The following is a 20,091-nucleotide window of genomic DNA, read 5'->3' as shown; positions in this document are numbered from 1 at the left end:
CCGCGCGGGCGGAACACGGAGTGCGCGGATCAGAACGTGCCGGTGATCGCCAGCGACAGGATCGGACCGATGCGGCGGTCGCGCACTTCGTGGAAATCCAGCGGGCCGGTGCGACGGCCGTCGTAGACGTAGCGGTCGCGATAGCTGCCGGCGCCCAGCACGTTGCTCAGCGTGCCGCGTACGGTCAGGCCGAAGAAGTCCTTGCGTTCGAGGAACAGCGAGCCCCACACCGGGCCTTCCCAGGTGTGATCGATCTCGGTCAGGCGCACGTTGCGTGAATCGAGCTCGTGGTTGACGTCGAAACCCCACGCCCACGACGTGCCGGGCACGTCGTCGCGCAGTGACACGTCCCAGAAATGGATCAGGCTCCAGCTGGTCCGACGCTGTTCGCCGGTCAGCGGATCCTTGACGTCGCTCTGCTGCACCCACCAGCGCGTGTCGACCTTCGCGCCGTGCCAGCCGACGTGGTCGAGCTTCCACGTGCCCTTCCACTCGAAACCGTACTCGTGCGCGCTGTCGATGTTGCCGGGGCTTTCGCCGTCGGCACCGATCGGAATGGTGTCGATGTAATCGTCGATGCGGTGATCGTAGAGACGCAGCGTCGTGGTGCCCCAGTCGGCGAACTTGCGCGTCGTCTCGACTTCGAGCTCCCAGCTCTGCTGCGGGACCAGGTCGGGGTTGCCCGCGTTCTGCACGCCGTCGTTGAGGTTCACCGAGGCGAGGAAGTCGTAGAAGTTGAGCTGGCCGACCTTGCGCTGCAGCTTCACGTTGACGTCGAGCACGTCGCTCGCCTTCCACGCCAGCGACATCGAGCCCTTGGGGCGGATGAAGGTGCGCGTCAGTCCGCCGGCGCCGGCCTGCTGCAGCTTCGAATACTCACCGCCGGCCGACATCTGGAACTTCACCGCATCGCCGAACGGATGACCCCAGCTGCCGATCACTTCGTAACGGTCTTCCTTCACCGTCGCGTTGGCGCCCGGCAGCGGCACCCCGATGAACGCGCCGGTCGCGTCGAGCACGGCGATGCTCGACGCGCTGTCGAGGGAGTTGAACGCGCCTTCGGCGGAGATGCGCCAGTCGTTCTTGCCGGTGGTCCACTTGTATTCGGCGCGCGCGATCTTCTCGGATTCCTCGCTGTCGCGCGCGAAGCGGCTGCCGTCGTCCGGTCGCGAACCGTCGACGTAATGCGTGACGACGGTCTGGTCGTACGGCTGGTGCTGGAAGCGATCGAGACCGATCAATTTGAGCTTGCCGATACCGAGGCCGAACTCGTAGTCGCCGCCGATCTCGTACGAATGCCCGCCTTCGTTCTCGCGCACGGCGCGCGTGCGATCCGGCAGGCCCGGGCCGCTGCGCGTGCCGTCCTCGCGGTAGTGGTAGAACTCCTTCGACACCGACGCGTTGAGGTTGGCGATGTCGCCGTCGGCCGCGGTGTAGGTCAGGCGCGTGCTCAGCGTCGGGTTGTCGGATTCGCCGGTCCAGGCGTCGTCGCGCACGTCGCGCACGCTGCCGTCGGCGTTGTAGATCACCGTTCCGCCACCTGCGCCGCTGTGGTTGCCGTTGTTGCTCAGGCCGACGTTGTACTGCAGCCCGCCCTTCGAGCCGCTCACCGACACGTCGCCGCGCGTGATCTGCGGGCGCGTGTAGTACTTGCGGATGTCGGGCTTCCACGACCACTGACCGCTCATGCCGCCGGCCTTGGTGACCACGTTCGCCACGAGGCCGTTCAGGCCGGGAATCGCGAGCTTCGCGCCGTCGACGATCTCGATGCGCACGACGTTCGCCGCCGGCACGCGCGTGAGTTCGGTGAGCACGTCGTTGGACTTGCCCGAGATGCGCTGGCCATTGATCACGACATTGCCCGTCGCCTCGCCCAGGCCGCGCTCCTGCTCGGCCTCGCGGATCACGAAGCCCGGCACCTGCTTGAGCATGTCGAGCGCGTTGTGCGGGTTGTAACGCGCGAAGTCCGCGGGCAGGTAGGTATTCACCGCGGGCGCGGCGGACGCGGGCGGCGCGGATTCCTGCGCGTGCAGCGTCGCAGCGGCGAGCAGCAGCGCGACGCAGAGCGCCTCGCGGGTCGGACGATGAGTCATGGACAAGCCTTGTGTGAGCGGACGTCGCGACGGAGGCGTCGTCGACATGGCTTATCGATGCGGCGCGTGGGCCGAAGGTTTAAACGCCGTTTATCGGTTGGCGTTTTCGCTGCGCAGCCAGCGACGTCGCAGGAACCATGCGACGGTCATCACACCGAGGAACACGGCATAGCCCGCCGTCGTCGCGAGCACCTGTCGCCAGATGTTGCCCGCGGTGCCCGTTGGTACGGCGTAGCCATGCGCCCAGCGGATCATCAGCACGAACGCGACGAGTGCGATGGCGATCGATGCGAGATCGAACAGACGGCGCGCCGCGTTGCGCGGCTGCCGCGGATAGAACCAGTACAAACCGATCAGGATGGCGAACCACGGGAGGAACAGGATCAGCGCGAGCATCTGCTGCATGGACAGGCTCACGCAGCGGCCTCCGCCATCTGCGCAAGGGCGGCGTCCACTTCGGCGCGCGTCGCGCCGTCGGCGAGCAATGCCTCGTCATCCAGCTTCGCGGCCTGCTTGAGCGCTGCGACGCGTTGGCCGGCATCGCGCGGCGCGTCGAAGCCCGCGCTCTGCAGCAGCACGCGATCGCCACGCACGAGCTTGAAGTAGAACTTGCCGTCGCTCTCGCGGTATTGCTTGAACATCGCAGGCGCGGGCTTGTCGTCGTCCCTCGACGCGGCGACCGCCACCCTGGACAGATCGCGCAGGCCGACCGCATCGCGCAGGCTGGCGAGCAGCGGCGTCGCGTAGCGCGCGCGCAGCCGCGATGCGCCATCGCGCAACACCGCTTCGATGTCCTGCGGCTTGGCGATCAGCGCTTCGTACTTCTCGCGCATCGGCGAGATCTCCGCGTCGATACGCTCGAACAGCGCCTGTTTGGCGTCGCCCCACGCAATGCCGGATTCGAACGCGCGACGCATCTCCGCCGCCTGCTGCGGCGTCGAGAACGCCTGGTAGAGCTGGAACACGTTCGACGTGTCGGGATCCTTCGGCTCACCCGGTGCGCGCGAATCGGTGAGGATCGAATAGATGAGCTTCTTCAGCTGCTCGCGCGGCGCGAACAGCGGGATGACGTTGTCGTAGCTCTTGCTCATCTTGCGGCCGTCGAGGCCGGGCAGCGTTGCGACGTGCTCCTCGATCGCCGCTTCGGGCAGCGTGAAGTGCTCGCCGAACAGATGGTTGAAGCGCTGGCCGAAATCGCGCGCCATCTCGATGTGCTGGATCTGGTCGCGCCCGACCGGCACCTTGTCCGCGTTGAAGATCAGGATGTCCGCGGCCATCAGCACCGGGTACATGAAGAGGCCGGCGGTGATGCCGGCATCGTCGTCCTCGCCGGCTTCGCGGTTCTTGTCGACCGCCGCCTTGTAGGCATGCGCGCGGTTGAGGATGCCCTTGCCGGCGACGCAGGTGAGCAGCCACGTGAGTTCCGGGATCTCGGGGATGTCGCTCTGGCGGTAGAACCAGACGGTCGACGGATCGAGCCCGCAGGCCAGCCAGCTGGCGGCGATTTCGAGCGTCGAGCGCTGCACGCGCGCCGGGTCCTGCACCTTGATCAGCGCGTGGTAGTCGGCGAGGAAATAGAAGCTTTCGACGGACGGGTAGCGGCTGGCCTCGAGCGCCGGCCGGATCGCGCCGGCGTAGTTGCCGAGGTGCGGCGTGCCCGAGGTGGTGATGCCGGTAAGGACGCGGGTGCGGGTCATCGTGGTGCGCGAAACCGTGTGGCCGGCGAGTTTACCGCGCGGCGCCGGGCGGCCCGGGCCGGTGCGCGATGAACGCGGGCGGGGGTCGCAACCCTGTCGGGCGGCGTCGCGCGTTGACGATTGCATCCCACCGCCGAGCACCGCCATGTCCCGCCCATCCCGTGCCGCCGTCCTCGCGCTCGCCGCCCTGTTCGCCACCGGCGTCGCCCACGCCCGCAGCTGGAACGCCGATCGCGTCGACATGTCCATCGTCGACCGCACCGCGTACGGCGCGCTACCTGAATACGGCTGGCGGGGTCAGGCGTGGGTGGCGGGCGCGCCCGGGCACCGCTACGCCGTGCGGCTCGCCAACCACAGCGGCGCGCGCGTGCTGGTGGTGCTCAGCGTGGACGGCGTCAACGCGGTGACCGGGCAGACAGCGAGTGCGGGCCAGGCGGGTTACGTGCTCGAGCCGTATGCGACCACCGAGATCACCGGCTGGCGCAAGTCGTTGAACGACGTCGCGCAGTTCTATTTCGCCGACCTGCAGGACAGCTATGCCGCGCGCACCGGGCGTCCGCGCAACGTGGGCGTAATCGGGATCGCGGTGTTCGACGAAGCGCGGCCGCCGCCTCCGCCTCCGCCGGTGTACCTGCCGGAGCGCCGCGAGGCCGACGCCGCCGGTGCGCAGCCACGTGCCAACGCGGCGCCGCAGGAGGCGCAGTCGATCGGCACCGGGCATGGCGACAGGGAGTATTCGCCCGTCTCGCGCACTGGATTCGTGCGCGCCAGCCGTACGCCCGTGCAGGTGAGCGAGATCCGCTACGACGACCGGTATGCGCTCGTGCAACGCGGCGTCATTCCGTACGGCAGCCGCGACCCGCGCGCGCCGCGCGCGTTTCCGGGCAGCGGTTTCGTGCCCGACCCGCCGCCGGGCTGGTGATTCGACGCAGCACGTCGCGACACAACGAAAAAGGGCCGGATTGCTCCGGCCCTTTGGTCATTCGCGACGCGCGCAGATCAGCAATGCGCGTCCTTGCAGTCCTGTGCCTTGTCTTCGACCTTCTCGCCAACCTTCTGAACATCCTTGCCGGCGCCCGCCATCGTGTTGCAGGCGGTGAGGGTGCTCATCGAAAACATTGCGAGGAGCAGCAGGGCAGTCAGACGCTTCATGGTGTCATCTCCTGGAGAGCCGCAAATGCGGCATGGAATATCCGTGGGGCGAATGACACAGGGAGGCGTGTGAAACAAATGTCGACTGCTGCTGCGACAGGCGGTTCGTCGTCATGGTGCATTCATGCGTGCGACGCGGACAACGCGATCACGCGTCAATCACGTAGCAGCGTCGACTTGCCGAACAGGCTTTCGATCAGGTCGACCGCGAGGATCGCCGTGCGGTTGTGGTCATCGATCAGCGGATTGAGTTCCATGATGTCGAGCGAGCCCAGTCGACCGGTGTCGCAGATCATCTCCATGACGAGCGACGCTTCGCGATACGTGGGGCCGCCGAGCACCGTGGTGCCGACGCCCGGCGCGATCGACGGGTCGAGGAAGTCGACATCGAAACTCACGTGCAGGTGGGTGTCGTCGTCAAGGCCGTCGAGCGCTTCCTCCATCGCCGCGCGCATGCCGACCTCGTCGATGTAGCGCATGTCGTAGACGTCGATGCCGTGCTGGCGGATCAGGCGACGCTCGCCTTCGTCGACCGAACGGATGCCGATCTGGCGGATGTCCTCCGCGCGGATCGCCGGCGCGCTGCCACCCAGGTGCGTCAGCGGCGTCGGGCCGAGCCCGCACAGGCACGCGACCGGCATGCCGTGGATGTTGCCGGACGGGGTGACGTCGCTGGTGTTGAAGTCGGCGTGCGCATCCAGCCACACCACGCGCAGCTTCTTGCCCTGCTCGCGGCACCAGCGTGCGACGCCGGTGATCGAGCCGAGGCCGAGGCAGTGGTCGCCGCCGAGCAGGATCGGCATGCGGCCGGCCTGCAGCTCGCCGTACATCGCGTCCATGACGAGGCGATTCCATTCGGTGACTTCGGCGATGTGGCGATAGCCGTCGACGGCATCGAGCCACGGGTTGCGCGGGCCGTCGATGTTGCCGCGGTCGACGACGTCGACGCCGCGTGCGACGAGTGCTTCGCCGAGGCCGGCGATGCGCAGGGCGTCCGGCCCGAGGCGCGCGCCGCGATGGCCAGCGCCGACGTCGGTCGGCGCACCGATCAGGGTGACGGGGAGATAGGAACGGGACATGCGGATCTCCGCGCCCGGGCGCCGCGACACCCGTCCCAGCAGGCCCGGCCGGTGGCCGCATTGTATCGGCGACCCCGGCGCGCGTTGTTGCTCAGCGCGGTTCGTCGTCCGGCAGCCCGCGATCGTCGCTGCGGACGTCAGCGGACGACGGCGTGCTGCGCGCGGCCTGTCGCACGGCTTCGCGCTCGCTCGCCGCCGCGAGATCGTCGTCGTCGCGGCCTTCGATGGCCTGCCGATCGTCGATGGAGGTTGTGATGCGGTCCGCGCCGCGCGCGGTCGGGTCGCCGTCGTTCTGGCGGCCGACGCCGCTCGCCGGCGCGCCGCCGGAAATGTCATCTGCCATGGTCGTACTCCTCGTTACCGGGATGGTTCGAGGTTGGCGCGATCCGGGTGAGGCGACGGCGAAAGCGGCGCGGCGGGCTCCTCGCGCAGGCGGCGCTCCATGTCCGCCGCCGGTATCGGCCGTCCGAGCAGGAAGCCCTGCATCTCGTGGCAACCCAGCGCGAGCAGCGCGTCGGCCTGCTCGTTGGTCTCCACGCCCTCGCCCACCACGCGGTAGTCGAGCGCGCGCGCCATGCCGAGGATCGCTTCGACGACCGCTTTCTGCCCCGGCTCGCCCGGCAGGCCCTGCACGAACGAGCGGTCGATCTTGATCGCATCGAAGCGGTGCTGGGTGAGGTAGCCCAGACTCGAATAGCCCGTGCCGAAATCGTCGACCGACACGCGCACGCCCAACTTGCGGATGCCCTGGATCAGCTGCGACGCGCGCTCGCTGTGGTCGAGCATCTGGCTCTCGGTGAGCTCGACTTCCAGCAGCCACGGCGCGAGGCCGCTATCGCTCAGTGCGCGCGCGATGCCGCCGACGATGCGTTCTGGATCGAAGCGCGCAAGCGATAGGTTCACCGCGATCGGCAGCGACGGCAGGCCTGCGTCGATCCATGCGCGGTTCTGCCGGCAGGCCTCGCGCAGCACCCACTCGTCGATCGACACGATCAGCCCGGTTTCCTCCGCCACCGGGATGAAATCGCCCGGCGGCACGACGTGGCCGTCGCGATGCCGCCAGCGCACCAGCGCCTCCATGCCCGACACCGATCGACCCGGCATGCGGATCTTCGGCTGGTAGACGAGGAACAGCTGGTCGTCGCTCACCGCCGTGCGCAATTCGCTTTCAAGGCGCAGGCGCTGGTCGGCGCGTTCGCTCATCACCGCGGTGAAGTAGCTGTAGCGCGCGCGGCCGGTCTGCTTGGCGTGGTACAGCGCGGTGTCGGCCTGCTTGGTGAGCGTGCGGATGTCCTGGCCGTCTTCCGGGAACAGCGCGATGCCGACACTGGCCGACACGTGCAGCGCGCGGCCATCGATCTCCAGCGGCGCCTCGATCGACGCGATGAGCTTCTCCGCCACGCGCGCGGCGTCGCTCGGATCGGACAGGCGCGTGAGAAGCAGCACGAACTCGTCGCCACCCTGCCGGCTCACCGTGTCCTCGGCGTCGACCACCGCGGCCAGGCGGCGCGCGACTTCCTGCAGCACGCGATCGCCCACCTGGTGGCCGAGCGAATCGTTGATCGTCTTGAAGAAGTCGAGGTCGACGAACAGCACCGCGCCGTGCGCGCCGTGGCCGATCTGGTGGATCGCCTGCGACAGGCGATCCTGCAGCAGCACGCGGTTCGGAAGGCCGGTGAGGTAGTCGTGCTGCGCGAGGTGCGACATGCGCTCGGCCATCGCGCGCACTTCGCTGACATCGCGCAGTACGGTCACGCCACCGACGACGCGCCCGTCCGCACCACTGATCGGTGAATGCGCGTACTCGACGTGCAGTTCCTGGCCATCGTGGCAATGCAGCAGCGCGGCGCCCTCGCGCGATTCCGGGCGGCCGTCGGCGTGGTGCAGCCGCACCACGTCCTGCAACTGGCGGCCGATCGCGTCGTCGCGCGTCAGTCCGGTCATCGCCTCGGCGATCGGGTTGAGCGAGGTGACCACGCGCGCGGTGTCGTAGGTCACCACGGCGTCGCCGATCGAATTCAGCGTGACCTGCGCGCGCTCGCGTTCTTCCTGCAGTGCGCGTTCGGTGCGGCGTCGCGCGGAGACGTCGCGGATCGCGGCGACGAACTGAAGCTCGTCGCCCGAGCGCAATTCGCTGAGCACCACTTCGACCGGGAAATGCATGCCGCCAAGATGGATCGCCTGCAGCTCGAGCACGTCGCCCTGCGTGCGCGCGGCGCGCGCTTCCAGATGCGCGCGGATCGCCTCGCAGTCGATTCGATCGAAGCCCTCGACGAACTCCGCCACGCGATGATCGAGCAGTTCCGCACGCGGGCGCCCGAACATGAGTTCGGCCTGGTGGTTCACCAGCAGGATCAGCCGTGTTTCCGGGTGGAACAGCACCATCGCGTCCGGCGCGGATTCAAGCAGCAGGCGGAAGCGGCGCTCCGCCTCGTAACGCCACGTCACGTCGTGCGCCATCAGCACGAAGCCGCCGGAATGCGCGAGCGGTTCGTAGAACACGTCGAGGCGCTGGCCGGCCAGGTCGAACTCGAAGCGCTGGGGTTCGCCAGCCAGCGCGCGATCCATGTACGGGCGCACGCGCTGCGCGGCGTCTTCGCCCAGCGCTTCGGCCGGCGTGCGCCCGATGAGCGACGACGGCGCCTTGCCGAGCCACATCGAGTACTTGTGGTTGGCGAAGCGATAGCTGAGGTCGGGACCCAACTCGGCGACGTACGCCGGCAGGTTGTCGGCGATCACCTGCAGCCGTTCGGCGGTTTGCGCGGCACGCGTGCGCTCGCGGTCGCGGTCGGCGGTCAGCACGGCGACGAACAGCGGCCCGATCGCGCTGACGCAGGCCTGGAACCAGGCGAACTGCAGTGCGGGATCGTTCGCATCGTCCTGCGCCGCGAGCACGCCGTGCTGCTGCAACGAGGTCACGGTCACCACCGTGATGATCACCGCGACGTTGCAGATCGACGTGGCGAGCACACCGCGCGTGGCGACGACGAGCAACGGCAGCGCGATGATCGCGTACGGGTGCCGCAGCTGCGCGACCGCGACGAACGACACCGCCACCGAGGCGACCACGCACGCGGCAAGTTCCGCACCGCGTCGACCTCGTAGCAGTTCGCGGCCCTCCGCGCGCGAATACGACCATGCGAACGGCAGCACCACGAACATGCCGAACGCGTCGGCGAAGAACCAGCGCAGGAACAGGTCGCCCCAGCCTCTGCTGGGGCCGGGAGCCGATGCGCCGATGAGCGCGCCCACGGCGGGCGCGAGCGCGACGGCAATCGTCAATCCGGTGAGCACGCGGACGCCGTCGGGCGCCGCGTCGAGCCCCAGCCGCATGCGCCGGAATACGGCGAGCACGATCGCGACCTCGACCGCGTTGGCGACGCCCGCGGCGAGGACGGCCTGCGCGTACTGCCACGGATAGCCGGCCGACAGCAGCGTGCCGATGAAGGTGATCGCGACGAGCGGCGCCACGCGTGCCTGCGGCCTGCGAACGGCGTAGCCGACGACGAGCGCATTGGCGATCCACAGCGATGCGGTGCCGCCGGTGACACGGCCGAGTGCAAGGGCCAGCATCGCGGCGAACGCGAACATCGCCGACCCGACGACGACGTGCGGCAGCATCGTGCCCACGTCGATCGAACCCTTGCGCGTTCCGGGCCGTGCGGACACCGGTGTCCTCCCCGCGACGCCCCCCGGCCGCGATGGAGGTCACACTACAACACCGCGGCGGCTTCGTACGTCGGGTGGAACCCCACCGGCGAATGGCGCGGGCGGGGATGGTGCCGGCTGTCGGAATCGAACCGACGACCTACTGATTACAAATCAGTTGCTCTACCAACTGAGCTAAGCCGGCGCGGCGATAGTGTAGCGCCCGTCGCGGACGACCCCGGCGCAGTCGATGGGCGCGCCCTCCAGGCCGAGCGTCGCCGAATGGGCGGCGAAGGCAGGGGTCGCGGCGACGTCGAGCCATCGCACGACCCGCGCGCCGACGGGCTCGGCGCGCGCGGGGAAGCCCGCCTTGGCCAGTGCATCGACGCGCTCGCGGGCCGACGTTTCGTTGCGGTAACGCCCGAGCGCGATCGCGTTGGCGTCGGTGCCGCCGTCGGGCATGACCAGGTAGTCGCGGAAACCGGCGGCGCCGATGCGCGCAGCGGTCGCGGTGGCGGTCGCGCGGTCCGGTTGCGGCAGCACGACCCGCCACGCGCGCGGCGTACCGGCCAGCTGCTCGGCGGTCGCGGTCCACGCGACCTGGGCGACGATCGCGCGACGCGCGGCGTCGAACGCGGTCGCATTCGAGAACGGCCCGTACCGGTAGCAGCGCAGCGACGTCGCCACGCGCGGCGGCACGGTCGACGCGGCGATCGACGCGGTCGGCTCACCGACCAGCCGCAACGTCGGCACATCGGCCGGCAGCATCGGCGTCGACCTCGTCGGCGCAGGCGCGTGCAGCGCCCACCACGCGGCGACACCCGCGTTGAGCACCAGCAACAGCACGAGCAGCGCACGCATCAGCATGGGTCGATTCTAGCGAGCGCGGTTTGCCGGGCGTGGCGCCGCGACGTGACGTCGCTCACGTCGTGGCCCAGCGTGCGAGGCCGTCGAGCACCAGCGACTCGGCGAAGCGCGCACCGTGCAGCCGTTCGTGCAGCGGCCGTGCGCCGCCGCCGTGCAGCAGAAGCGTCGGTTCGACGCCGAGGGTCGTGCGCGCGCTGTCGCGTGCGTCGCGAACCAGCGCGAGCGCGGCGCCCAGGCAGCCGGAGGCGAGCGCATCGGTGGTGTCGTCGGCCCAGTCGACCCAGTCGCCGCCGGCAACGGGCAGTTGCGATGCGCGCTGGTGCAAGGCGTCGCGCATCAGCTCCGGCGAGGGCGCGATGCGGCCGCCGCGATGCAGGCCATCGGCGTCGACGAGGTCGATGGTGAGCGCGGTGCCGACGCCGCAGACCAGCACCGCGCCTTGCGCGTGTCGAGCCGCACCGAGCATGGCGAGGAAACGGTCGACGCCGAGCCGCGCGGGCACCGCGTATGCGATTCGAAGACCGGCGAACCGCGCCTGCGTGCGCGCGAGTTCGATTCGCGTGCAGCGCGTCACCAGTGCGTCGAGCAGTTCCACTCGCAAGTCCTCGCCGGCGACGCTCGCGACGTAGGCGACGTCGAAACGCGCCGGCAGTACCGCGTCGAGCGCGTCCGCAATGCCGCCACTGACGTGCGGCACCGCCTGCACCCCACCGACACGTCCGTCGATGAGCGGCGCGCACTTGAGCCGCGTATTGCCCAAGTCGAACAGCCAGGTGCTCATGCCGCGACCCTCAGGCTGACTTCGCCGGCGTGCACGTCGCGCTCGCCGTCCGCGGTGCGCACGCGCAGGGCGCCGTCGTCAGCCAGGCCGAGCACGCGCGCGGGCTCGGTGCGATCGGGCAGGTGCAGCAGGACGTCGCGATGTCGCAGCACGTCGAACTCCACCCAGCGCGCGGCGAACGGTGCGAAGCCGTCGCGGTCGAACGCGTCGAGCGCCGGCAGCAGGTGCGCGAGGAGCGTCGCCGCGAGCGCGTTGCGCGATGGCGCCTCGCCCAGCGTCGCGACGTCTATCCACGGCTGGTCGATCGCACTCGCCGCGGTGTCCGACAAGCGCACGTTGAGGCCGATGCCGATCACCGCGAGCGCCGGGCCGGCATGTTCGCCGCCGCCTTCGACCAGCAGGCCGCCGAGCTTGCGAAGCACGCCGTCGCGCTCGACGACGACATCGTTCGGCCACTTCAGGCCGACGTCGTGGAAACCCGCGGCGCGCAGTGCGGACGCCGTTGCGATGCCGGCGACGAGGCTGAGCCCGCCGAGGCGTGCGAGGCCGCCGTCGAACGCGCGCGACACCGACAGCAGCAGGCTCGCGCCCAGCGGCGACTGCCAGGCGCGTCCGCGACGCCCGCGTCCGCCGGTCTGGCGCTCGGCGAACAGCACGCGCGCACCGCGCTGCGGCGCCGGCTCGCGCAGCAGCGCGGTGTTGGTCGAATCGATGGTCCACGCGATATCGAGGGCGGCGAGCCCGCTGGTCGCGTCGGCCGGCAGCGCGGCGCGGATGGCGTCGACGTCGAGCAGGTCCAGCGGCATCGCCAGGCGATACCCCTTGCCAGCGGCGGCCTCGACCGGCACGCCGGCCTCGCGCAGCGCTTCGATCCGCTTCCACACGGCGGCACGCGTGGTGCCGGCCGTCCGGGCCAGCGCGTCGCCGGATACCGGGCCATCCGCGAGCGCCCGGAGCAGCGCGCGGTCGTCCATCGGGCGGGCCGGGCGGTCGGGAGGCGCGGAGGTCATCGGGCCATTATGACGGCCGTGAACCGGCGCCGACGCCCGGTCCGGTCGGCCGCGGGGATTCGCGTTATCCTCACGGGGTTCCGGGACACGCCCGGATCCGGGGGTCGCCATGCGCCGTATCTGCCTGTGCCTGCTGATGCTTCTCGCCTGCGCCGATGTCGCGGCGCGCGAAGTGCGCCTGGCGAGCCCGGACAGCGGCGCCTGCCCGGACACCGTGTCGGCGGCGAAAGCCGAGGTCCGCAAGCCTGCCGCCCCGATCCGCGACGCGGCGCCCGCGCGCGAAAGCCACGTGCGCCCCAGCGTGCACGGTGACGTCGGCAACGCGCCGCGCCTGCGCTGGCACAGCTTCCTGCCGGGCATGTTCCGCTGACGCGTGATCGGCTGGCTGCGTCGCCTCGCGCGACCCGATCGACCCGACACACCGCTTCCAACTGAGCTCGACGCGCACGTCGTCGCGCATCTGCCGTGGGCGGCTGCGCTGGACGCGCCGCGCCGCGAGCGCCTGTCCTGCCTGGCCGCGTGGTTCCTGCGCAATCGCGCGATCACGCCGGTGGGCGATCTCGAACTCGATGACCGCGATCGCGCGTTGCTGGCCGCCGTGTGCTGCCTGCCGGTGCTGGAACTCGGCGTCGCCGCGTTGCGCGGCTGGTCGCAGCTGATCGTCTATCCCGACGCGTTCCGCGTGAATCGCAGCCACGTCGACGCCGCCGGCGTACTGCACGAGGGCGAGGACGACCTGATCGGCGAGGCTTGGGAAGCCGGCCCGCTGATCCTGTCCTGGGCCGACGTGCAGGCCGATTGCGCGTCGCCGAACGAGGGCTTCTGCGTGGCGGTGCACGAGATCGCGCACAAACTCGACCTGCTCGACGGCGAACTCGACGGCACGCCGCCGTTGCCGTCCGACTGGCATGCGCGGTGGAGCGCCGATTTCCAGGCCGCGTTCGACGATCTCACTGCGCGGCTCGATGGCGGTCGCCGCGCACCGATCGACGACTACGCGGCCGAAGCGCCGGACGAATTCTTCGCCGTCGTCAGCGAATACCACTTCAGCGCGCCAGACGTCCTGCGTCGCGTGTATCCGAAAGTCGCCGAGCATCTCGCGCGCTTCTACGGGCCGTCGCCGTTCGCGCGTTGAGGCCTATTCGAGCAGTCGCGCCCAGCCTTCCAGGCCTTCGATGCGCGACAGCACCAGCTTGACGCAGACCAGCAGCGGCACCGCGAGCAGCAGGCCGATCATGCTCCACACCCAGCCGAACACCATCAGCGCGAGGATCAGGATCAGCGGCGACAGGCGCATGCTGCGGCCAAGCACGATCGGCGTGATCAGCTGGCCTTCGAGCGTGTGCACGAGCAGGTAGATGCCGGCGGGCGCGAGCGCCATCCAGTCCTTGTAGCGCAGGAAGCCCATGACCAGCAGCGTGAGGATGCCGATCAACGGGCCGACGTAGGGCGCGAAGTTGAGCAGCATCGCCATCGTGCCCCACAGCAGTGCTTCCTGCGTCGGCACGCCGATCAGGTTGAGCGCGAGCGCGATCACCGCGCCGACGACCATGTTGATCACGCTGATGGTGAGCACGTAACGCGAGATCTCGCGTTCGATCGAGGTGAGGATCTCGACCGTCAGCTTCTGCTGCTGGCGTGTCGGCACGAGTGCGAGCGCGTGTCGCTGCAGGTTCTCGCCGTACACCATGAAGAAGAACGTGAGCAGCACGACGGCGAGCAGCGAGCTCACCAGCTTCGGCGTGCCCATCAGCCAGCGGTACGGGTCGCCGCTGCTTTCGGTGCGCACCACCTGCACGTTGCGGCTCTCGCCATTCGCGCCCGCCGTGGCCGCGTTCGCGAGGCGCTGCGCGGCCTGGTTGGCCTCGTGCACCGGCTTGATCATTTCGCGCAGCTTGGGCGCGAGTTGCCGGATGCCGCTCGGCGCGTCGTGCACCCATTCGGTCGCCGGTTGCACGAGCTGTTCGACCAGCAGCACCGCGGCGGTGAAGCCCAGCGTGATCACCAGCAGCGCACTGAGAAAACGCGGCACGTAGATGCGCTTGAGCACGCGGATGATCGGGTTGCCGACCAGCGCGAAGAACATCGCGAGCAGCACCGGCAGGATCAGCCCCTGCGCCGCCCACAGGGTGAATCCGGTGGCGAGCACGGCAAGCGTCACCACCGCGAACGACGCGCGCGGCCGCGCGTGCACCGCCTGCGTGGCGTCGTCGTCGGGCGGCGCGATGGGGTCGCCCGGCGGGACGATGGTGTGCTGCGGGGTCGTGCTAGTCATTCGTCAGATATCCAGCGGTGCGGTGTCGGGTACTACGGCCTGCACCGTGTCGGCGACCTCGCCGACATCGTCGGCCACGTTGTCGACGTGGCTGGCGGCGTGTTGTGCGGTCGCGCTGGCGAACAGGCCGGACAGCGCGGTGATCATCTGCATGATGGAACTGCCCTTGGCGACGCTCCTGGCGGGCTCGACGCGCCCGATCACGAAACCCGAGACCAGGCCCGCGATGACGATGCGCCCGGGCGTCCATCCGGTTTTCCACGACGCCTTGAGCTGGCGCCAGTCGGCGGCGACCTGCCGCTCCTTCGCTTCGAGCGCGAGCTCGGCCTGCCCGACCTTCTCGATGAGCTGCTTGAATGACGTCGCCATGTGCTCGTCTCAGGGCGGCGTGACGGGCACGCCGCTCTTGTCTTTCACCGGTTTGCCCGACGCGTTCTCGACGTCCCCGCTTTCGATGTCCGCTGCGGTGTCGGCCGAACCCGGAGTCGGCGTGAAGTCGGCGAGCTCGCCGAACCCGAGCCGAGCGAGCTGGCGTCGCGACGCCTGCAGGCGCGTGTGCTCGAAGTAGCGGATCGACATCCACGCGGCGAGCGCGCACAGCACGACGCTGACGATCGCGCAGATGAGCAGCGCGACGGTCCACGACAAACCGACCCGCCCCACCAGAACCGAAATCACGCTCGCCATCAGCAGCAGCCAGGCGCTCGCACCGAACGCGATGGCCAGGCCGGTGAACGCCAGCGTGCGCCCGAGCGCGCTGCGCGCGAGCGAGATGTCGGCGGCGACGAGGCTGCGGAACGCCTTCGATGCATCGTTCGCCGCGGACAGGCTCGAACGCCCCGCGGCGACGACCTGCCGCAGCGATTCCTCGAGATCGGGCGGCGGCGCATCGCCATGCGAAACGCCCGGGTCCGTCGGACCCGGGCGCTCCGTATCGTTCGCGCTCCCCGCGCCGGTCACGGGTCGACTCAGCGGTCGCTGCCGCCGCCGCGCGCCAGCTTCGCGATCAGCCAGCCCGCCGCGAAGGCGACGCCGAAGCTCGCCAGCGGACGCTCGCGGATGAGCTCGGCCGCGCTGTCGACGAGATCACGGCCCTTGTCCATCAACTGGTCCATCTGCTCGCGCGCGGCGCCACCGGCGACTTCGGCCGCGGCGATGCCGGCCAGCGCGGAGTCGGCGAGGTCCGCCTTGAGGTTGGCCTTGCCGACGCGCAGTTCCTCGCCAGCCGCGACCGCGGCGTTCTTCAGCGCATCGCCGGTGTCGACCGCCGCCTGCTTCAGGCTGCTGCCGGCCTCGCCGATGTTGGAGCGGAAGGTGCCGGTGGTCGCCACTTCGCTCGACGAACCGTTGTTGTTGGTGGCCATGAACGCTCTCCTGATGTTCCGTGGAAATTCGGCGGCTCACCGCATGGGCAGCACGCCCTGCTGATTGCCGCGCATCACTCGCAGCGCCAACTCTGACGGCCGCTGTGTGAAGCTGGCGCGGAAGGCCGGCAGGTCATCGAACGCGCCGGTCGACGATGCGAGCACCACGTCGCCGGACTGGAGACCGTTCTGCGCCGCCCGCGAGCCGCGTGCGACGGACTCCACCAGCACGCCGGACACGCCCGCGCTGCGCAGGCTTGCGGGCAATTCGGTGAACGACGCGCCGGCCAGGCGCGGGTCGACGTCAGCGCCGGCCAGCGCGCGCGGCTGTTCCTGCAGCCCCACCTGCACCTGCACCGGCTTGCCGCCGCGCAGCACCTGCAGCGTGGTGCGGCTGCCGAGGCTCTGCAGGCCCTCGAAGTTGCGCAGCGCATCGCGACCGGTGATGCGCTGGCCGTTCGCCGAGGTGATGACATCGCCCGCGCGCAGGCCCGCCTGCGCCGCCGCGGATCCCGCGAACACGCGCGTGACCACCGCGCCGCCGTCGGCGTTGATGCCGAGGCCGCGTGCGATCGCGTCGGTGAGGTCCTGCGCTTCTAGCCCGAACGTGCCGCGACGGATCACCTTGTTGGTCAGCAACTGCTCGGCGATGTTGTGCGCAAGGTTGGCCGGGATCGCGAAGCCTAGGCCGATGTTGCCGGCGATCGCGCCGCGCGGATTGAAGCTCGCGGTGTTGATGCCGACGAGTTCGCCGTTGAGATTGACCAGCGCGCCGCCGGAATTGCCCGGATTGATCGACGCATCGGTCTGGATGAAGTTCTGGTAGCCGAGCCCCGGCAGGCCGCTGCGGCCCACCGCCGACACGATGCCGCTGGTCACCGTCTGGCCGATGCCGAACGGGTTGCCGACGGCCACCACGAAGTCGCCGACGCGCAGCTGGTCGGAGTTGGCGAAGTTGATCGCCTGCAGCTTGTCGGCCTTGATCCGCATCACGGCGATGTCGGTGTCGGGATCGCTGCCGAGGAATTCGGCCGGCAGCGTGCGCCCGTCGGCGAGCGTGATCGACACCTGGTCCGCGCCTTCGATGACGTGGTGGTTGGTGAGGATCAGCCCGCGCGCGGCGTCGACGATCACGCCCGAACCCAGCGATTCGCTGATGCGCTCCTGGGTGAGGCCCGGAAACATCTGCGCGAACACCGGGTCGTTGAACGGGCTGACGCGCACGCGCTGCTTGGAATGCACGCTGACCACCGCCGGGGTGACGCGCGCGAGCATCGGCGCGAGCGAGGGCATCGGCGTCGAGCCGACTGCGGTCGGCAGCGCCGCGGTGGCCGGCAGCGCGATCGCGGTCGCGGGCGCGGCCTGCGCGTCGTGGTCGATCGCCTCGCGGCAGGCGGTGGCGACGAATCCGCCGAACGCGGCGGCGATGGAGAGCGTGAGCAACGTGGTGCGGGGGGAAGCCATCGCGGTCCTCGGCAGGCTGAATAGCGGTCGCGTGATCGATGTCGCGGCATCGCGTCGTCGATTCAAGTCCATCACCGACCGCCGCCGCTTGGTGCAGTTCCCGGCACCGCTCGTCGGGCCGCCGCGGCGCAGCATCGAAACACGGCGAAAAGTCGGTACGTGACGGTCGTCAAGACGTTGACGTCCGGCGGGGGGTGCGCGTAGTTTCACGTCTTCGCGTGACCACTAAGTCTTGTGGTTCACGATGGCTCGACGGGGAACAGGTTGAGGTATCAGGCTTCGGGGCGGGAGGCTCCGGACCGCGCATCCCGACGCCCTTTCGAGTGGTTTCACGGCCGCTTCGACGGACTGTCGCCCCGTGAAACACACCCTATTACGACCGCCGCCACGACGTCGGTCGACCCCAAACATTCGGCCGTCTCGCGCGGCCTTGATCGGAGATGACGCAGGAATGAGCACGGTGCGCCTGGAGGTAGTCGGCATGGGCAAGACCCCGAACGCGGATGGGGAAATTTCACTTCAGCCCGCGTCGCTGGACATCTGGGACAAGAAGTACCGGCTCAAGACCAAGACCGGCGCGCCGGTCGACGCGGACATCGACGGCACCTACCAGCGCGTCGCCAAGGCGCTCGCCGAGGCCGAGCCCACGGCCGACAAGCAGAAGTACTGGAACGAGCGTTTCCTGTGGGCGCTGCGCCGCGGCGCGATCCCCGCCGGCCGCATCACCTCGAACGCCGGTGCGCTCGAGCACAAGCCGGCCACGTCGACGATCAACTGCACCGTCAGCGGCACCATCGAGGACTCGATGGACGGCATCCTCGAGAAGGTCCACGAAGCGGGCCTGACGCTGAAGGCCGGCTGCGGCATCGGCTACGAGTTCTCGACCCTGCGTCCGCGCGGCGCGTTCGTCGCCGGCGCCGGCGCTTACACGTCCGGCCCGATGTCCTTCATGGATATCTACGACAAGATGTGTTTCACCGTGTCGTCGGCGGGCGGTCGCCGCGGCGCGCAGATGGGCACGTTCGACGTCTCGCATCCCGACGTCAAAGACTTCATCCGCGCCAAGCGCGAAGACGGCCGCCTGCGCCAGTTCAACCTCTCGCTGCTGATCACCGACGGCTTCATGGACGCGGTCAAGACCGACGCCGACTGGCCGCTGGTGTTCCCGGTGCACGTCAAGGAACAGAACGACCTCGACCTGACCAATGAAGAGCAGGTCGTCTGGCGCGAATGGCCGACGCACCGCAACTACGTGTCGCGCGAGGACGGCCTGGTCGCCTGCCGCATCTACGGCCACATCCGTGCGCGGCACCTGTGGGACATGATCATGGTCTCGACGTACGACTACGCCGAGCCGGGTTTCATCCTGATCGACCGCGTCAACGAGATGAACAACAACTGGTGGTGCGAAACCATTCGCGCCACCAACCCCTGCGGCGAGCAGCCGCTGCCGCCGTACGGCGCCTGCCTGCTGGGCTCGGTGAACCTCACCAAGTTCGTGCGCAATGCGTTCACCGACCAGGCCACGTTCGACTGGGACGAGTACCGCGAAGTCGTGCGCGTGTTCACCCGCATGCTCGACAACGTGGTCGAAGTGAACGGCCTGCCGTTGCAGCAGCAGCGCGACGAGATCATGCGCAAGCGCCGCCACGGCATGGGCTTCCTCGGCCTCGGCAGCACGGTGACCATGCTGCGCATGAAGTACGGCTCGAAGGAGTCCTGCGAGTTCACCGAGCAGATCGCGCGCGAGATGGCCGTCGCCGGCTGGGAAATGGGCCTCGAGCTCGCCAGGGAGAAGGGCCCCGCCCCGATCATGGACGAGACGTTCGCCGTCACCGCCGAGATGCTGCGCAAGCGCCCGGAAATGGCGAAGGACGGCTGGACGATCGGCCAGGAAATCACCGGCAAGGTGCTGCACGCGAAGTATTCGCGCTACATGCAGCGCGTGGCCGAGGTCGCGCCGGAGCTGGTCGAGGCGCTGGCCGAGACCGGTTCGCGCTTCACCCACCACAGCTCGATCGCGCCAACCGGCACCATCTCGCTGTCGCTGGCGAACAACGCGTCCAACGGCATCGAGCCGTCGTTCGCGCACCACTACAGCCGCAACGTGATCCGCGAAGGCAAGAAGTCGAAGGAAAAGGTCGACGTCTATTCGTTCGAGCTGCTCGCCTACCGCGAGCTGGTCAACGACAAGGCGATGCCGTTCTCGGAAGAGCCCGGTGCCGCCCTGCCCGACTACTTCATCTCGGCCGACGACATCACGCCCAAGGCGCACGTCGACGTGCAGGCCGCCGCGCAGAAGTGGGTGGACAGCTCGATCTCCAAGACCGCGAACGTCCCGACGGATTACCCGTACGAGGATTTCAAGGACATCTACCGCTACGCCCACGAGCAGGGCCTGAAGGGCTGCACCACGTTCCGCTTCAACCCGGCCGCCTTCCAGGGCGTGCTGGTCAAGGAGAAGGACTTGGAGAACACCACCTACCGTTTCGAGCTGGAAGACGGTTCGGTGGTGGAAGTCCGCGGCAACGAGGAGATCGAATACGACGGCGAGAAGCACACCGCCGCCAACCTCTTCGATGCGCTGAAGGAAGGCTATTACGGCAAGTTCTGACCGGTACCCGCGACGCGCCGGGCCACGTATCCGGCGCGCGCGTGGCG

General features: G+C 69.2%; 19 protein-coding genes and 1 tRNA gene. 4 read left to right on the top strand and 16 right to left on the bottom strand.

All coding sequences use genetic code 11. The annotated features are described in order from the left end of the window. Positions 1 to 29: 29 nt before the first annotated feature. From ACKTTN_RS12580 to ACKTTN_RS12570, 3 genes are all read right to left on the bottom strand, one after another. Entirely contained in the window at positions 30 to 2,093 is a 2,064-nt protein-coding gene (locus tag ACKTTN_RS12580) for a TonB-dependent receptor plug domain-containing protein (RefSeq protein ID WP_407910241.1), read from the bottom strand. A 90-nt stretch (positions 2,094 to 2,183) separates the two neighbouring features. After that, positions 2,184 to 2,510 (bottom strand): hypothetical protein, encoded by a 327-nt coding sequence (locus tag ACKTTN_RS12575; RefSeq protein WP_407910240.1) that lies wholly within the window; start codon positions 2,508 to 2,510, stop codon positions 2,184 to 2,186. Beyond that, entirely contained in the window at positions 2,507 to 3,790 is a 1,284-nt protein-coding gene (locus ACKTTN_RS12570) for a tryptophan--tRNA ligase (protein WP_407910239.1), read from the bottom strand. The genes ACKTTN_RS12575 and ACKTTN_RS12570 overlap by 4 nt, the downstream gene beginning before the upstream one ends. A 145-nt stretch (positions 3,791 to 3,935) precedes the next feature. On the opposite strand from ACKTTN_RS12570, the gene ACKTTN_RS12565 reads away from it, so the two are divergent. Beyond that, the gene (locus ACKTTN_RS12565) at positions 3,936 to 4,712 is read left to right on the top strand and encodes a hypothetical protein (protein WP_407910238.1); all 777 of its coding nucleotides are present in this window, start codon (positions 3,936 to 3,938) and stop codon (positions 4,710 to 4,712) included. Between the two features lie 77 nt (positions 4,713 to 4,789). On the opposite strand, the gene ACKTTN_RS12560 is transcribed toward ACKTTN_RS12565, so the two are convergent. The 8 genes from ACKTTN_RS12560 to birA all read right to left on the bottom strand — a co-directional run bounded on the left by ACKTTN_RS12560 (position 4,790) and on the right by birA (position 12,291). Beyond that, positions 4,790 to 4,942: an entericidin A/B family lipoprotein gene (locus tag ACKTTN_RS12560; RefSeq protein ID WP_407910237.1), complete on the bottom strand. Its 153-nt coding sequence runs from the start codon at positions 4,940 to 4,942 to the stop codon at positions 4,790 to 4,792. Between the two features lie 155 nt (positions 4,943 to 5,097). Then, entirely contained in the window at positions 5,098 to 6,021 is a 924-nt protein-coding gene (rocF, locus tag ACKTTN_RS12555; RefSeq protein WP_407910236.1) for an arginase, read from the bottom strand. 91 nt (positions 6,022 to 6,112) lie between these two features. After that, positions 6,113 to 6,364 carry a hypothetical protein gene (locus ACKTTN_RS12550; RefSeq protein ID WP_407910235.1) on the bottom strand — a complete coding sequence of 84 codons (252 nt, stop codon included), beginning with the start codon at positions 6,362 to 6,364 and terminating at the stop codon, positions 6,113 to 6,115. Positions 6,365 to 6,378: 14 nt separating this feature from the next. Further along, a complete protein-coding gene (locus ACKTTN_RS12545; RefSeq protein WP_407910234.1) occupies positions 6,379 to 9,690 on the bottom strand; it encodes an EAL domain-containing protein in 3,312 nt (1,103 codons plus the stop codon). Positions 9,691 to 9,798: 108 nt separating this feature from the next. Then, positions 9,799 to 9,874 (bottom strand) — tRNA-Thr (locus ACKTTN_RS12540). Beyond that, positions 9,865 to 10,536, bottom strand: a complete 672-nt coding sequence (locus ACKTTN_RS12535; protein ID WP_407910233.1) for a hypothetical protein — start codon at positions 10,534 to 10,536, stop codon at positions 9,865 to 9,867. The genes ACKTTN_RS12540 and ACKTTN_RS12535 overlap by 10 nt, the downstream gene beginning before the upstream one ends. A gap of 55 nt (positions 10,537 to 10,591) precedes the next feature. Beyond that, positions 10,592 to 11,317 (bottom strand): type III pantothenate kinase, encoded by a 726-nt coding sequence (locus ACKTTN_RS12530; RefSeq protein WP_407910232.1) that lies wholly within the window; start codon positions 11,315 to 11,317, stop codon positions 10,592 to 10,594. Further along, positions 11,314 to 12,291 carry a bifunctional biotin--[acetyl-CoA-carboxylase] ligase/biotin operon repressor BirA gene (gene birA, locus ACKTTN_RS12525; protein WP_407910504.1) on the bottom strand — a complete coding sequence of 326 codons (978 nt, stop codon included), beginning with the start codon at positions 12,289 to 12,291 and terminating at the stop codon, positions 11,314 to 11,316. Before birA ends, ACKTTN_RS12530 begins: the two co-directional genes overlap by 4 nt. A 145-nt stretch (positions 12,292 to 12,436) precedes the next feature. On the opposite strand from birA, the gene ACKTTN_RS12520 reads away from it, so the two are divergent. Together ACKTTN_RS12520 and ACKTTN_RS12515 are read left to right on the top strand one after the other, a co-directional pair. Further along, the gene (locus ACKTTN_RS12520) at positions 12,437 to 12,697 is read left to right on the top strand and encodes a hypothetical protein (protein WP_407910231.1); all 261 of its coding nucleotides are present in this window, start codon (positions 12,437 to 12,439) and stop codon (positions 12,695 to 12,697) included. A gap of 3 nt (positions 12,698 to 12,700) precedes the next feature. Then, positions 12,701 to 13,462: a M90 family metallopeptidase gene (locus ACKTTN_RS12515; protein WP_407910230.1), complete on the top strand. Its 762-nt coding sequence runs from the start codon at positions 12,701 to 12,703 to the stop codon at positions 13,460 to 13,462. Positions 13,463 to 13,465: 3 nt separating this feature from the next. Here the strand turns inward: ACKTTN_RS12515 and ACKTTN_RS12510 are convergent, their stop codons facing one another. The 5 genes from ACKTTN_RS12510 to ACKTTN_RS12490 are packed head-to-tail and all read right to left on the bottom strand — an operon-like array spanning position 13,466 to position 17,430. Continuing rightward, positions 13,466 to 14,602, bottom strand: a complete 1,137-nt coding sequence (locus ACKTTN_RS12510; protein WP_407910229.1) for an AI-2E family transporter — start codon at positions 14,600 to 14,602, stop codon at positions 13,466 to 13,468. 3 nt (positions 14,603 to 14,605) lie between these two features. Beyond that, positions 14,606 to 14,971, bottom strand: coding sequence for a hypothetical protein (locus tag ACKTTN_RS12505; protein ID WP_407910228.1), 366 nt, complete (start codon positions 14,969 to 14,971; stop codon positions 14,606 to 14,608). 9 nt (positions 14,972 to 14,980) lie between these two features. Beyond that, positions 14,981 to 15,562, bottom strand: a complete 582-nt coding sequence (locus tag ACKTTN_RS12500) for a phage holin family protein (protein ID WP_407910227.1) — start codon at positions 15,560 to 15,562, stop codon at positions 14,981 to 14,983. Positions 15,563 to 15,570: 8 nt separating this feature from the next. After that, a complete protein-coding gene (locus ACKTTN_RS12495) occupies positions 15,571 to 15,966 on the bottom strand; it encodes a hypothetical protein (protein WP_407910226.1) in 396 nt (131 codons plus the stop codon). Between the two features lie 36 nt (positions 15,967 to 16,002). Continuing rightward, positions 16,003 to 17,430, bottom strand: coding sequence for a trypsin-like peptidase domain-containing protein (locus ACKTTN_RS12490; RefSeq protein ID WP_407910225.1), 1,428 nt, complete (start codon positions 17,428 to 17,430; stop codon positions 16,003 to 16,005). A 451-nt stretch (positions 17,431 to 17,881) separates the two neighbouring features. On the opposite strand from ACKTTN_RS12490, the gene ACKTTN_RS12485 reads away from it, so the two are divergent. After that, the gene (locus tag ACKTTN_RS12485) at positions 17,882 to 20,044 is read left to right on the top strand and encodes an adenosylcobalamin-dependent ribonucleoside-diphosphate reductase (RefSeq protein WP_407910224.1); all 2,163 of its coding nucleotides are present in this window, start codon (positions 17,882 to 17,884) and stop codon (positions 20,042 to 20,044) included. Positions 20,045 to 20,091 lie beyond the last annotated feature (47 nt).

It is taken from the genome of Lysobacter claricitrinus (assembly GCF_045866565.1).
Lineage (GTDB): Bacteria > Pseudomonadota > Gammaproteobacteria > Xanthomonadales > Xanthomonadaceae > Cognatilysobacter > Cognatilysobacter claricitrinus.
The sequence above is the reverse complement of the archived record's forward strand: the minus strand, read 5'-3'. Positions and strand labels throughout refer to the sequence as shown.